This window comes from Sphingomonas sp. SRI_018 (assembly GCF_057586275.1).
This window is the reverse complement of record NZ_JBYCZO010000001.1, coordinates 349,961-365,408: the sequence shown is the minus strand read 5'-3', so window position 1 is coordinate 365,408 and position 15,448 is coordinate 349,961. Positions and strand designations below refer to the sequence as shown.

Sequence of the window (15,448 nt, the reverse complement as noted above, 5' to 3'; positions counted from 1 at the left end):
GCCAGAATGGATTCCCGCCTTCGCGGGAATGACGATGATGCAGACTCAGGCCGCCCCTCGCCCGAACGACGGCGGCCGGTCCTTCTTCGCCGTCCCGAAACGCGAAGGCTTAGCCCCCATCTCGAACACCAGCTCACCACCCTTGATCAGCTCGGCATGGGCGATCCAGTTGCGGGTCCACGGCTTGCCGTTCCAGCGCACCGACTGGACATAGGGCCGGTCCGGCGCATTGCCCGGCGCGCGGACGCGCAGCGTCTTGCCCTCGCCGACCTCGACCTCCGCCTCATCGAACAGCGGCGAGCCGAACACATAGACCGCGCTCACCGGATCGACCGGATAGAAGCCGAGCGCGCTCAGCACGAACCAGGCGCTCATCTGCCCGCAGTCGTCATTGCCGATCACGCCGTCGGGATCGTCCTTGTACATCTCGACCAGCAGGCGGCGCACCATCGCCTGCGTCTTCCACGGCGCGCCGGCATAGGCGTAGAGATAGGCGGCGTGCTGATCCGGCTCGTTGCCGTGGGCATACTGGCCGACCAGGCCAGAGATGTCCGGCGGCGCATTCTTGGGCAGCGTCGAGGGCGCGGTGAAGAAGGCGTCGAGCTTCTTCTCGAACACGGCGTCGCCACCAAAATGCTCGATCAGCCCATAGATGTCGTGCTGGTTGAGGAAGGTCGCCTGCCAGCCGTTCGCCTCGGTATAGTCACGGTGCTTCTCCGGATCATGGCCGAGCTGGATCGGGTCGTAATCCTTCCACCAGCTCCCATCGCTGAAACGCGGGCGCGCGAAGCCGATCTTCGGGTCGATGACGTTGCGGTAGTTGCGGCTGCGCTTGCGCAGCGCCGCGGCGTCCTCCTTCGCCCCCGCCGCCTCGGCGAGCGCCGCCATCGCCCAGTCGTCATAGGCATATTCCTGGGTGCGGCTGACCGACTCCCAGATCTTGTCCGCCGGGATGTAGCCGAGATCGTAGTAGAAGCTCCGCCCCAGCGTGCTGTCGATGTCGGTCATCGTGCGGTCGAACGCCCGGCGGCGGATCACCGGCCAGGCCGATGCATAGTCGGCCTTGATCCCCTTCGCATAGGCCTCGGCGAGCACCACCACCGCGTGCCAGCCGATCATCGTGCCCGTCTCGACGCCCTGCAGCGGCCACACCGGCGGGCCATAGGGGCTTTCGCGCGTCTGGCGGACGAGGTCGCGGGTCAGCATCTCGGCGCGCTCGGGCCGTACCAGCGTCAGCAGCGGATGCAGCGCGCGATAGGTGTCCCACAGCGAATAGGTGCTGAAGGCAGGCTCGCCCTCGGGCGCCTGATGCACCTGCCGGTCGAGACCGACATAGCGGCCGTCGCGATCGGTGAAGAGGGTCGGCGCGAGGAAGGAATGATAGAGCGCGCTCGCCATGATCGTGCGCTGCGCCTCGGTACCGCCAGAGACGCGGACGGCGCCGATCTCCTTCGCCCAGGCGCGGGCAGCCGCGGCGCGGGCGCCGTCGAAGTCCCATCCCGGCGCCTCCGCCGCCAGCGCCGCGCGGGCGCCATCGACGTCGATCGCGGAGATGCCAGTCTTGATTAGGATCGGCTCGCCGCCGGCGTCGTCGAAGAACAGAGCGACCTTGAGGCGGTTGCCGGCAACCTTCGTCGTGCCCTCGGGCGAAGGCGAAGTCCCGTCGGCAAAGAACTGCACCCGATCGGGCTTGCGCGACAGCTTCATCGCGAAATGGATGCGGCGTCCCTTGGCCCAGCGGTGCACGCGCCGGCTGCCGGTCAGCGTGCCGTCGGGATCGAGCGCGAGCGACGCCTCGTCGACCAGCGTCCCCTTGTCCCACCGGTCGATGATCATATGGGCGAAGTCGATCAGGATATGCCCCGGCCCCTGCGGGAAGCGATAGCGATGGAGCCCGGTGCGCTCGGTCACCGTCAGCTCGGCCAGCACCCCCGATTCCAGCCGCACGCGGTAATAGCCGGGTTCGGCGTGTTCCTCGGAGAAGCGCTGACGATAACCCGCGTCGGGATTGTCGAGCGGCCCGGGCTCGAGCTGGAGCGGCCCGCGCGTCGGCACCACCAGCACGTCGAGCATGTCGCCGATGCCGGTGCCCGACAGATGGGTGTGCGAGAAGCCCATGATCGAGCCGTCATCGCTGTGATAGCCCGAGCAGGCGTCCCAGCGCGCATTGTCGGTGTCCGGCCCGAGCTGGGCCATGCCGAACGGCAGCGACGGCCCCGGAAAGGTGTGGCCGTGACCGCCGGTGCCGATGAACAGGTTCGGCCTCCCCGCCGCCGGCGCCTGCGCCCAGCTGCGGGCGGGCAGCGCCGCACCGAGCACGGCCAGCCCGGTGCCGGACAGCAGCTGGCGGCGGTTGGCGGTGATCATCGAAGTGTCTCCGTGTTTCAAAGTCTTACAACCGCTCGGCGAGCAGTGCGGGCCGGCGCTTCGACAGATCAATGATCAGGTCGCCGAACAATCCGTTCGCCCAGGCGAACCAACTCCGCGTGAACTTAGCCGGATCGTCCTTGTGGAAGGATTCGTGCATGAAGCCGGTGCCGCCGTGCGTGGTCTTGAGCCAGCGCAGGCATTTCACGATCTCGGCATCGTCGTCGCTGAGGAGCGCGCGGGTGATGATCGACATCGGCCAGATCATGTCCATGCCGACATGTGGCCCGCCGATCCCCTCGGCCGCGCTGCCGGCGAAGAAATAGGGATTGCGTGGACTCCAGGCGAGCGCCGCCGTCCGGCGGTAGAGCGGGTCGTTGCGCTCGGCCGCCCCGAGCAGCGGCAGGCCCGACAGGCTCGGCACGTTGGCGTCGTCCATGAAGATGGCGTTGCCGTAGCCGTCGACCTCGAACGCCCAGACCTCGCCGCCCTGCCCGTCCGGCATCTTGCCGTACGTGTCGAGCGCCTGGCGGACCTCGTCCGCCAGCGCCTCGCACTGGCTGGCCGCCGCATCGTCGCCGCGCGCCTCACGCAGCACCTTGGCGAGCATCCCGAGCGCCGACACCGCGAACAGGTTCGACGGAATCAGGAACGGATAGACGCACGCGTCGTCCGAGGGCCGGAAGCCCGAGTGGATCAATCCGACCTTGCGCGTCGGCGCGCCATAACCGCCGAACATCAGCGTCTCGGTCGGCGACTTGTCGACCCGCTGGAAATGATAGGAGCCTGGCCCTTCCTTGCGCTGCTGTTCCCGCAGCGTCGCGACCGCCTGCGCCATCCCGCGTGCCCACAATTCGTCGAACGGCGCCTTGTCGCGCGTCGCCGTCCAATAGGCGTGCGCCAGCCGCATCGGATAGCAGAGCGAATCGATCTCCCACTTCCGCTCGGCGACTCCCGGCTTCATGTCGGTGGCGTCGGTCCGTGCCGGCAGGCTCGACAGCGCAGCAGGATCATGCATGAACGCGTTGGCGTAGGGATCGATCAGGATGCAGCGCGCCTGCCGCTGCAGCACGCCGTGGAACAGCTTTCGCAGCTCCGCATCCTTCGGAGTCAGATGGACATAGGTCTGCAGCTGCGCCGAGCTGTCGCGCAGCCACATCGCGTCGATGTCGCCGGTGATGACGAAGGTATCGGGCTTGCCGTCGACCTCGCCCAGCTGGACGGTGGTGTCGAGCGTGTTTGGATAGCAATTCTCGAACAACCAGGCGAGCTCCGGGTCGGCGATCTTGCGCTTCACATGGGCGATCTCCGCCTCGACCGCGCGGCTGGTGAAGTGCCGCGCGCTCTTGGGCGGTCGCTTGGTGACCAGCGGCTCCGCGGCACCCGCCGGCACCGCAGCCGCCATCGCCAGCGCACCGGCGCCCGCCATCACCTCGCGGCGCGTGACCATCGTCATCTCCCCTTCTCTCACTTCGCCGGCGCGCTCATCGAGAAGGGCGCGCTGGCCTTGCCGCTCGCCCATTGCCTGTTGGGCGTCGGCCCCATCACGAACCGCAGCGTGCCGCCCTGCTGGAGCGCCGCGCGGTCGAGCCACGCCTTGTCGTGCGCTTTGCCGTTGAAGCTGACCGACTGGATGTAGACGTTCTTGGCGCCGTTGTTCTCCGCCTCGATCGTCAGCACCTTGCCGCCCGGCATGGTGAGGCGGACCGAGCGGAACAGCGGGCTGCCGATCGCATATTGCCCGACCGCCGGCGTCACCGGATAGAAGCCGAGCGCGGAGAACACGTACCAGGCCGAGGTCTGGCCGTTGTCCTCGTCGCCCGGATAGCCGTCGGGCGCCGCCGAATAGAGCCGCTTCATCACGTCGCGGACGTGATACTGCGCCTTCCACGGCGCGCCGGCCCAGTCGTAGAGATAGATCATGTGCTGGATCGGCTGGTTGCCATGGGCGTACTGGCCCATGTTGACGATCTGCATCTCGCGGATCTCGTGGATCACCTGGCCGTAATAGCTCTCGTCGAACACCGGCGGCATGGTGAAGATCGAATCGAGCCGGTCGACGAATAGCTTGTCCCCGCCCATCAGGTCGATGAGCCCCTGGACGTCCTGCATCACCGACCAGCTGTAGTGGGTCGAGTTGCCTTCGGTGAAGGCGTCGCCCCATTTGAACGGGTTGAACGGCGTCGCCCACGATCCGTCCTGGTTGCGCCCGCGCATCCAGCCCGACTGCGCGTCGTAGAGCTTGCGATAGTTCTGCGCCCGGCTGGCATAGAGCTTCGCATCCTCGGTCTTGCCCAGCGCTTCGGCGAGCCGCGAGATGGAGAAATCCGCAGTCGCATATTCGAGCGTCCGCGCGGCATTCTCCTTGATGCCGACGTCATAGGGCACATAGCCGAGCCGGTTGTAGTACTCGGCGCCCTCGCGCCCGACCGCGTGGACGACTTCGCCCCGCTCGTCCTTCGGCCGTCCCTCGGAGGTGGTCGCGTTCTTGACCATCGCCTCATAGAGCGTCTCGACGTCGAACCCGCGCACGCCGTTGATGTACGCGTCGGCGATCAGCGAAGCCGAGTTCGACCCGATCATCACGTCGCGATGGCCGGGGCTCGCCCATTCCGGCAGCCAACCCGATTCCTTGTAGGTGTTGACCAGCCCCTGCATGATCTGGCCGTCGAGCTCGGGGTACATCAGCGCGAACCACGGAAACACCGCGCGCCACGTGTCCCAGAAGCCGTTGTCGGTGAACATGTAGCCGGGGTGCACCTGCCCGTCGTAGGGGCTGTAGTGAACCACCTGCCCCTTGGCGTCGAACTCGTAGAAACGCCGCGGGAACAGCAGCATCCGATAGAGCGCCGAATAGAAGGTCCGCCGGTTGTCGAGGTCGGGATCGCTCACCTGGACCCGGGCGAATTCCTTCTCCCAAATCGCTTTGGCTTTGGCCTCGGTTGCCTCGAAGCTGTCCTTGCCGACCTCGCTCGTCAGATTCCGCTCGGCCTGCTCCAGACTGATGAAGGACGACGCGACCTTCACCCCCACCTGCTCGCCGTCGCGCGTCTTGAAGCTGACGACTGCGCCGACATGCCCGCCCTCCCGGGAAAGATCGGCGGCGAGCTGGTAATTGTCGTCCCAGGTGCGGCTGACGGTGAAGTCGCGGTCGAACTGGGCGACGAAGTAATTGCGGAAGTTCTTCGGCACCCCGCCGCTGTTGTTGCGGACATAGCCGGTGATCCGCCGCCGCGCCGGATCGATCGTCACCATCGATCCGCCGTCATAGCCGTCGAGGATGATGTGCGCATCGTCGCTCTTGGGGAAGGTGAAGCGGAACTGCGCGGCGCGGTCGGTCGGCGCGACCTCGGCGGTCACGTCATAGTCGGCGAGATAGACCTCGTACCTGTACGGCCGCGCCTCCTCGGCCTTGTGGCTGTACCAGCTCGCGCGCTCCTCCTGCTTGAGCTTGAGCGGTCCCGTCTCCGCGAACAGCGCGAAGGCGCCGTAGTCGTTCATCCATGGGCTCGGCTGGTGGGTCTGCTTGATGCCGTTGATCTTTTCGGCGTCATAGGTGTAGCCCCAGCCGCTCCCCAGCTTGCCGGTCACCGGCGTCCAGAAGTTCATGCCGAACGGCACGGCGACCGCCGGATAGGTATTGCCGTAGGACAGGGTGTAGCTGGAATCGGTTCCCATCAGCGGATTGGCGAGGTCGACCAGCGCCTCGTCCGGCGCGGTCTGCGCGATGGCCGCGCCCGTCAGCGGCAATGGCGCGCACAGGCTCGTCGTCACCAGCACCGCAATCGCGCCGCGAAGCGCCCCGCCCAGACCCCTGTTCAAGATCACTCTCCTCTTGTTCGCGCGTGGCCGATCGGCCGCGGCGTCACGCCCTCATTGGTCATCACCACCGGCCGGATCGTCCCGTCCGGATTGAAGATCATCCGGTCGACCGCGAGCTGGCGATGCTCACCGATATCGTCGCCAAGCGGCCGGCGGTGATAGGCGATGTACCAGTCGTCGGTGCCGGGCACGTTGACCACCGAATGATGCCCCGCCCCGCGCGCGATGCGAAAGTCCTGTTGCAGGATCTTGCCCATCGGCTTGAACGGCCCGAGCGGGCTCGGCCCCATGGCATAGGCGACGCTGTAGTCGGGCCCGGTCCAGCCGCCCTCCGACCACATCAGATAATAGACGCCCTTGCGCTTGATCACGAACGAGCCCTCGACATAGCCGGGCGGCGTGATCTCCTTGTAGGTCGTGCCGTCGGCGAACGGCACCACCGAACGCAGGTCAGCGCTGAGGCGCACGACGTTGCAGTGGCTCCAGCCGCCGTAATAGAGATAGACCTGTCCGTCATCGTCGCGGAACACGAACGGGTCGATCGGCTGCGCGCCGTTGTGGAAGGCGCCGATCAGCGGCTTGCCGAGCGCGTCCCTGAACGGCCCTTCCGGCCGGTCGCTGACGGCGAGGCCGATGCCGCCCTGCTCCTGGTCGCTCTGGATGTCGTTGGCGCCGAAGAACATGTAGTAGCGCCCCTTCACCTCGATCACCGAGGGCGCCCACACCGCATAGGCCGCCCAGGCGACGGTCTCGGTGCTGAGCACGCGGCGATGCCTGGTCCAGTGGACGAGGTCAGGCGAGGAGAAGGCGTCGAAATAGGTCTGCTTGACGTAGGACGGCCGGACGGTCCGCCGCTTGCGCGCCCGCGCCTGTTCCGCCGAGAAGCGCGGGCTCGCCTCCGGTGGGTCGGAATCGTCCGACAGGGTCGGATAGATCCAGTAGCGGCCGGCGAACACCCGGATCTCCGGATCGGCATACCATCCGGGCACGATCGGATTCTCGGCGAACGCCCATCCCGACAGCCCCAGCGCCGCTGCCGCCGCGATGCCGGCGAGACTCTTTCTCATGGTTCGGCGCTGACCCCTACAATACTCACCGCCTCATGGTCCTCCATCACTCCCGCCAGGCGCAAGTGGTGGCGCCCGGCGGGAGAGGGGGATGGCGGAGGCTGGGGGGCCATCCCCGGGGAGCTGGTCAAACCCGATCGTCAGAACTTGTACGCGAGGCCGACATAGGCACGGCGCCCCGAATAATAGTTCGAAACGAAACGATCCTTGGTGTCGTTGCCGAGATGCGACCGCTGCTCCGACTTGGTCAGGTTGATGACCGAGGCGGTCAGCTGGAAGTTCTTGAAGATGTCGTACGACGCGTTGAGGTCGACCTGCTCGTACGGATCGTCATAGACGTTCAGGCCGGATTGCAGGCCCCGAACGACCTCGCCGCGACGGTTGTACGACGCACGCAGCAGCACCGGTCCGTGCTCGTAATACACAGACGCGTTGATCTGCGTCTTGGCGCTGCCCACCAGCGGCGACTTGCCGATGTTGGTGCCGTTCAGGCTCACGTCGGCGATCGAGGTGTCGTTGTAGGTGAAGTTGACCTGCGCGCCGAGGCCGAAGTCCAACGTATGCTGGGCATAGACCTCGACGCCCTGCGACACCGCCTTGGAGCCGTTGGCCTGCGTGGCATATTGCTGGACCGTCACCGTCTCGCCGGCGACCTCCTGCGGCAGGTCGACCACGACGGGCACGATGAAATCGGAGACGTCCTTGCGGAACAGCGTCACGCCGACCACCGACCCGCGGTGGAAATACCATTCGAGGCCAAGGTCGTACTGCCACGCATTGAACGGCTTCAGGTCGAAATTGCCGCCGTTGCCGAACCAGCCCGGCAGGGCGCCGAACTGCGCGCGGTCGTAGACGAACGGATCGGCATTGAAGGTCAGCGAGCGCGCCCCGGCAAGATCGCCGTAGCCCGGCCGCGAGATCACCTTCGAGACCGCACCGCGAGCCAGCAGGGTCGGGGTCACGTTCCACGCGATGTTGAAGCTCGGCAGGACGTCGGTGTAGCTCTTCGACTCATCGTTCTGGCTGTATACCCGGCGCTCGCGCTGGGCCTGCGGGATCACGAGGCAGTTGCCGTCCTCGCCGACCGGCGGCGGCGAGAACGGGCCGCCCGGGCCGTTCACGCAGTAATCGTCCTCATAATACAGCGTGTCGGTCGAGGTGCCGGTCTGCTTGGTGTTGACGACGCGGACGCCGAGGTTGCCTCGGATCGTATCGGTCTTGAAGTTCACCTGCGCGTAACCGGCCCAAATCCGCTCGCCGATGTCGTAGACGTTCTGCGGCTCGGGCACGCGCACCGGTCCGTTATAGGTCTTGTTCAGATAATCGATGTAGTTGGCGATGTTGATCGCTGGGAAGACATTGGTCTCAAAGCCGCCGGCAATATTCCCCATCGACTTGGGGTAGAAGATTTCCGGCAGCGCCAGCGCGCCGCCAGGGGTATCCTGGAAACGCAGCGTGTTCGCCTCATCCGAATACCATTCGAAGCGGCCGGTCTGGCGGTGAACGCGGCCGTCGCGCCACTTGGCGCCGACCTGGACCGAGTCGATGAAGCTGTCGAAGTCGCGCGTCACGTCGACCTGTGCGTAGCGTTGCGAGATCGAGCTGTTGGTGAAGCCGGAACCGGTCGAGCCGAGATCGATCTGGGCGACGCCGTTCAGCATGTTCTGCAGCACGTCGGGCGAGACCTGCATCGCGATCGACTGGTCGGTGAAGTTCCACGCGCTCAGCATGTTGCCGTTGACCGTCCCCGCGCGCGGCTTGGCCTGGGCGAAGAACTGGAACGACGGCCCGCCGGTCGCCTTCGTCTTGCCGAGCACGAAGTTCACGCCCAGACGGTCATGCGTCCATTCGCCGCGCACGTCATAGGTGTTGGAAACGGTCTTCTGGCGCACATAGGTGTCCTGAGGCGCCGGCGTCTCCATCGTGCAAAGATTGCCGGGGACGCGGCACCCGGTTCCCTCCGGCGGCACCTCGAACGAGGCGCCGGTGAAGATCGTCCCGCTCGGGTCGAGCGTCGCGCCGGTGAAGAAATTGCCGTAGCCCCATTCCGGGATCTTGATGGTGCTCGACGTGTAGTTGCCGTTGAGCTGGAAACGGAAATAGTTCGCCGTGACCGTGAAATTGTCGAACGGCTTCACCTGCATCGTCGCCTGGATGCCGAGCCGCTTGCGCTTCTCGTCGCGAATGGTCTCGGCTACCGACTGAGGTGCCCAATAGCCGCTATAGTGCGTCCCGTCGCGGGTGGTCGTGCCCGCATCCTGACCGCTGTTCCAATAATCGATCGCGGCGTCGTTCGCGAAGACATTGCCGTTGACGTCGGTCGCGGGATTAGTGGTCTTGTCGTCGGTCCACCAATGCCAGCTGTCGCCACTCGCCGAGAGCGTGCGGTTGGTGCGCTCCTGATAGGTCGCACCGACCAGGAAGCCGATCCGGTTTTCCGGATCATGCCATGAAAGCATGCCCGAGACGGTCGGCTCGACCTTCTTGCTCACGTCGGCATAGGTGCCTTCGACCTGGACGCTGCCGGACCACGGATCGAGGTCGAACGGCTTGCGCGTGTGATTGATGATGACGCCGCCGACACCACCCTCGTCGAGCCGCGCCTCGGGTGACTTGAACACCTCGACGCTGCCGATGAAATTCGACGGCAGCAGCAAATAGTTGAACGACCGGTCCGGATCGTCGCCGTCGGCCGAGGCGATGAAATTGCCGTTGAGCTCGGTCAGCGTCAGGTCGGAGCTCAGGCCGCGGATGCTGACCCGGCTACCCTCGCCGCCGTCGCGGTCGATGATGACGCCCGGCACGCGCTGCAGCGAATCGGCGACGTTCTTGTCGGGGAATTTGCCGACGTCCTCGGCGGTGATCACGTCGACGAAGGCATTGGCGTTGCGCTTCTGCTCGAGGCTGGCCTCGATCGATTGGCGATAGCCGGTGACGACGATGTCTTCCGCGGCCTGTTGCGAGGCTTGGCCGGCCTCCTGTGAGGCCTGTGCCGCCTCCTGCGATGCCCGGGCGGCTTCCTGCGACGCCCGAGCCGCCTCCTGCGACGCCCGCGCAGCCTCCTGCGACGCCTGCGCGGCGGGAGCGGCCGGGGACGCATCCTGCGCCTGCGCGACGCCGGCGAAGCCGACGATCACGCTGGCCGACAACATGAGATCGCGGGTGAAGCGGTTACGCGAAACGGTGCGCGAGCGGTGTGCGTGACGAGCGTGCATTTCAGATAGTCCTCCCTCTGACGGAGGCGTCCACGGCCTCCGGCTTGTCCCTCGCTTCACGCCGCCCGGCCGGACGCGGTTCTAGGCCGTCCGATTCGCAGCAGCAGCGAAAGCAACATTGTTTCAGAATATAAAAAGCAATTTGTCAATTGGATCATTGGAGCGACGTTTTCAGCTGTCCGAACAAGGCACACCGAAAGCCCGGATTTCCCCCGCTCGGCGGGGCAGCGACGCCGGCACCGCCGCCCGCGCAGCGCCGGTGCGGTGCCGAAGCGCGACGAACGTCGCGCCTAGGCCACCCCGCTCATCGCTTTCCGTCGCTCTCCCACAGCGGCGCGGCGATCCTGGCAAGCGACTCGGCGGGCGCCTTGGCCACCGCGCGGTCGTAGGTGAGCAGGCCGTTCACCTCGTCCTCGACGTCGGTGGTCTGGGTATAGACCGAGGCGCTGAGGCCATGGTCCTTCGCCTGGCGGATCACTTCCTCCAGCTTGCGGCGATAACGGGCGAGATAGTCGCCCTCGTCCTTCGCGGTCTGATAGCCCCAGTTGCGCTTGCCCGGCCGCCAGATGTGCCCTTCGACCGGCAGGCCGATGCCGCCATATTCGCCGAGCACGATCGCCCGCACGCTCTGCCGCTCGGGCCGCCGCGGCACATCCTCATAGGTGTGGATGTCGAACACGTCGGACACGGTCGGCGCGACGTCGAGCCAGCCGCTGTCGGCATTGACCAGCCGGCTCGGGTCCATGCCCTTGACGTAGCGCGCCAGCGTCGCGGAATCATACTGGCCCCAGCCTTCGTTGTTCACCACCCACATCACGATCGACGGAAAGGCGCGCAGCCCGCCGATCATGCGGGCGAGCTCGTTCTGGTGCACCGCCATCAGGTCGGACGAGAACACCGCCTGGCTCTGGCTGGTGCCGGTGACGAACTGGTCCTCGCCCCCGCCCGACGGCATATCCTGCCAGATCAGCATCCCGAGATGGTCGGCGTCGTAGTAATAGCGCGCCGGCTCGACCTTGATGTGCTTGCGCAGCATGTTGAATCCCGCCTTCTTGAGGAAGACGAGGTCGCTCTTCATCGCCTCCTCGGACGGCGGCGTGTAGAGCCCGTCGGGCCACCAGCCCTGGTCGAGCGTGCCGTTCTGGAAATAGGGCCTGTTGTTGAGCAGCAGCACCGGCTGGCCGGCGACGCGCCCCGGCCCGACCGAGATCTTGCGCATCGCGAAATAGGTCTCGACCCGGTCGCGCGGCGCGCCGGCGACCTGCGCCGCGGCATAGGTATCGCGCTCGCCCTTGGTGAAGCGCGCATCATAGGAGACGCGGTCGCGCTCCGGCTTGCCCGCATAGGGATCGCGCACCGTCACCAGCTCGGCGGTCAGGTCGTAGAGGAACGGGTCCTCGGGCGACCAGAGATGCGCATTCGGAATCGCCAGCGTCGTATGGCGATTGGCGCGGATCAGGGTCGAGGCGATCGTCTTGCCGCCGCTCCGCGCGGTCAACCGTACGGCATCGGTGTCGTTGGCCCAGCCGCTGAGCGCGACGTCGACCTCCACCACCCCGCGGTCGATGTCGGGCGTCGCGCGCACGTCGGCGATGTGGAGCTTCGACACCGGCTCGAGCCACACCGTCTGCCAGATGCCGCTGACGGCGGTGTACCAGATGCCCGACGGATCGAGTGACTGCTTGCCCCGCGGCTGGCTGCCGGCGCTGGTCGGGTCGGCGACCTGGATCACCAGCTCGTTGCTACCCGGCCGCAGATAATCGGTGATGTCGAAACCGAACGCGTCGAAGCCGCCCTCGTGCGCCCCGACCATCGCGCCGTTGACCCACACCCGCGCCGCATAGTCGACCGCGCCGAAGTTCAGCTTCACATTCTGCCCGGCCCAATCGGCCGGCACGGTGAAGCTGCGGCGATACCACAGCCGATCATCCGGCGTGACCTTGCGCGCGACGCCGGACAGCTTGGCCTCGACCGGGAAAGGCACGAGGATCCGGCCGTCCCACTGCGCCGGCTGCGGCGCGGCGGCGCGGGTGATCGCATAGTCCCAGCGGCCATTGAGGTTCAGCCACTTGTCCCGTTTCATCTGCGGACGCGGGTAGCTGCGCCAGACGTTCTCGGGCGTCACCTCCCGCCCCCAGCGCGTCATCACCTCGCCGGTATAGACCGCATCCTGCGCAACCGCGCCCGACGCAAGCGCCAGCCCCAGCAGCGCGCCCGCCAGCTTCACGATCATCGTCATCCCTTCATTTCCCCGACAGCGACGGCGGCGCATCGCCCGGTGCGCTGCCCCAGGCCGGGTTGGGCTTCGGCCCCATCTCCAGCACCAGCTTCGCCCCATCCTTGATGTCGTCATGGCTGAACCAGGGCCTGGTCCAGCGCCGCCCATTCAGCGTCGCCGACTGGACGTACATGTTCGCCGCCGAGTTGTTCCGCGCAACGATCTCCAGCGTCCTGCCGTTGCCCAGCCGCAGCTTGACCGTGTCGAAGATCGGGCTGCCGAGGACATAATATTGGCTCGACGGATCGACCGTGTAGAAGCCCATCGCGCTCAGCACGTACCAGGACGAGGTCGCCCCCTGATCGTCCATGCCGGGGAAGGCATAGCCCGAGGCGTCGCTGCCATAGAGCTGGTCGAGGATGCGCCGTGTCAGCGCCTGCGTCTTCCACGGCTGCCCGCTCCAGGCATAGAGATAGGGCGCATGCTGGTCCGGCTGGTTGCCCTGGACATACTGCCCGATCATGCCGGTGCAGTCGCGGCAGATGCCCTTGGGATTGTACGGCGTGCCGAAGAACTCATCGAGCTTGGCATTGAATGCCTTGCGCCCGCCGAGCAGGTCGATCAGCCCCTGCACATCGTGCGGCACCAGCCAGAGCGTCGACCAGCCCGACGCCTCCTTCATCATGAAGTTGTAATAGGGCTCGCCCGGATCGAACGGCGCGATCCACTTGCCGTCGGCGGTGCGGCCGCGGATGAAGCCGACCGAGCGATCGAACACGTTGCGGTAGTTGAGCGCCCGCTGCCGAAACAGTCGCGCATCCTCATGCTTGCCCAGCCGCTCGGCATATTCGGCCATGGCGAAATCGTCCCACGCATATTCGAGCGTGGTCGCCGCCCCCGCCTTCCCCCCGGCATAGGGCGGGCTGGGGTTGCCGTCGGGGACGATGTCCGCGATCCAGCCGTTCTTCTGATATTCGGCGAGATAGTCGCGCAGCCCCTTGGGATCCATCGCGTTCTTGCGCAGATATTCGTACGCCGCGGCATAGTCGAACGGGATGCCCCGCCGCCACGCGCCGAGGTACAGGAACACCGCGTTGTCGCCGTGGAAGGAGGTGTTCATGAACCCCTTCTCGCGCGCCATGTCGAGCTCGGACTGCATCACGTCGCGCGTCAGCTCGGGCTCCATCAGCTCGAGCAGCACGATCTGGTTGCGGCCGGTATCCCAGAAGGGCACCGGGCTGTAGCGGTCGTAGTCGACCGTCCGCACCTGCCCCCTGGCGTCGGTGAACCGCTCGCCCTTGCCCGCGATCAGCCGCGGGCTGGCGAACGACTGGAACAGCGTCGAATAGAACAGCATCCGCTGCTTCGCCGTCCCGCCGGTGACCTGGACCCGGTCGAGAATCTTGGCCCACTCCCCGCGCGCCGCATCATGGACGCGCTGGAAGTCCCAGCCCGGCTGCTCGGCGCGCAGCCGCTGCTCGGCCTCGGCACAGCTGTGGCCGTGCGCCATCTTCATCAGCACCGTCTCGCCGGCCCCGGTGGCGAAGGTGAGATAGGCGCCGGCATAGCTTCCGGAGATACTGCGCCGCCCAGGCTCGACGTCCTTGTCGCCGATGCCCCAGCCCTTGTGCTCGCTGGTCGCGCGGAAGGTGCCGGAGGCGGCGAACGGTCGCGAGAACTCCGCGACAAAATAGGGCCCGTCGGCGCCATGCCCTGCGTCGCGGTCCTGCGAATGCCCGCGGACGGTGCGGTCGCCGACGATCTCCACCTCGCCGCCGTCGCGGCGCAGATTGACGATGACGTTCGACCGCTTGTTCTCGGGGAAGGTGAACCGCATCAGGCTGGTCCACTGCGTCGCGGTCAGCTCCGCCTTGGTCCGGAAGGTATCCAGATAGACCGAATAATAGCCGGGCGACGCCTTCTCGCGCGACTTGTCGTACCAGGCCTGGCTATAGGCCGGCGGCACAGTCCAGTCGCCGACCACCGGCATGACGATCGGCTCGGCCCGCGCGCCATAGGAGCTGCCGCCGCCCCCGGTGAAGCCGATCATCGTCGGATTGGGATAATGATAGGGCGCCGGGACGCCGAACGGATAGCTCAGCTCGACATTGACGTTGACCGGCGCCGCCTCGGTCGAGCTGTGCGGCAGCCGCGCGCCCGGCGAGGTCTGGCCCGAATAGGCCGGCTCCCCCGGCGGCGGCGCATTGCCGAGCAGCTCGGGCCGGTCGAGCGGCGCTGTGCCGACGAGGGGGTTGGCCTCGTCGACGGGTTGTCGGGGCTGCCCGGTCTGGGCGTAGACCGCGCCCGCGCCGGCAATGGCGCAGGCCGCAGTCAGCGCAAGGAGCGATATACGCTGACCGCCTGGGCTCTGTCCGGTTCGGGCTGAAGCAGCTTCGGCGCCCCTGCGAAAGCAGGAGCCCAGGCCGTGAGTGCCGTACCGATGATCCAGCGCTCCTGCCTTCGCAGGAGCACGATTCCGCTTCGCTCCGACAGACTCTAGCGGTCGGCGCATGCCAGATGCACGGAGAATCGCCATTCACCCCCTCATTCGCTGCGAGGGCCGACGCCCTCTCCCGTCTTCTGTTTTCGCCGCGGCCGCGAGCGGAATCGCGCGGATGGAATCGGTTCACCCGATCGCCATCAGCCTCGATTAAATAAAACTTTTTGTCAAATGAAAGCCGCTAGCCTGCTAAGATGACGCCCCACCTTGATCGCATCGGCTATCTCTCGGCAGATGCGTTCGCTCTCTTATCGTGATG

At 66.4% G+C, this 15,448-nt stretch carries 7 protein-coding genes; all 7 read right to left on the bottom strand.

The genetic code is table 11. The features are described from left to right. Positions 1-45: 45 nt before the first annotated feature. Positions 46-2,367, bottom strand: a complete 2,322-nt coding sequence (locus tag AC2YHA_RS01775; RefSeq protein ID WP_487400134.1) for a GH92 family glycosyl hydrolase — start codon at positions 2,365-2,367, stop codon at positions 46-48. 25 nt (positions 2,368-2,392) lie between these two features. Continuing rightward, positions 2,393-3,817 (bottom strand): glycoside hydrolase family 125 protein, encoded by a 1,425-nt coding sequence (locus AC2YHA_RS01770; RefSeq protein WP_487401682.1) that lies wholly within the window; start codon positions 3,815-3,817, stop codon positions 2,393-2,395. A gap of 17 nt (positions 3,818-3,834) precedes the next feature. Further along, on the bottom strand, positions 3,835-6,111 hold the full coding sequence (locus AC2YHA_RS01765; RefSeq protein ID WP_487401681.1) for a GH92 family glycosyl hydrolase: 2,277 nt from the start codon (positions 6,109-6,111) through the stop codon (positions 3,835-3,837). Between the two features lie 80 nt (positions 6,112-6,191). Further along, entirely contained in the window at positions 6,192-7,256 is a 1,065-nt protein-coding gene (locus AC2YHA_RS01760) for a glycoside hydrolase family 43 protein (RefSeq protein ID WP_487400133.1), read from the bottom strand. Positions 7,257-7,396: 140 nt separating this feature from the next. Continuing rightward, complete coding sequence (locus tag AC2YHA_RS01755; RefSeq protein WP_233783227.1) at positions 7,397-10,471, bottom strand: TonB-dependent receptor; 3,075 nt, start codon at positions 10,469-10,471, stop codon at positions 7,397-7,399. A 304-nt stretch (positions 10,472-10,775) separates the two neighbouring features. Beyond that, the gene (locus tag AC2YHA_RS01750) at positions 10,776-12,710 is read right to left on the bottom strand and encodes a glycoside hydrolase family 2 protein (RefSeq protein ID WP_487400132.1); all 1,935 of its coding nucleotides are present in this window, start codon (positions 12,708-12,710) and stop codon (positions 10,776-10,778) included. A gap of 4 nt (positions 12,711-12,714) precedes the next feature. Next, a complete protein-coding gene (locus tag AC2YHA_RS01745) occupies positions 12,715-15,225 on the bottom strand; it encodes a GH92 family glycosyl hydrolase (RefSeq protein WP_487400131.1) in 2,511 nt (836 codons plus the stop codon). Positions 15,226-15,448 lie beyond the last annotated feature (223 nt).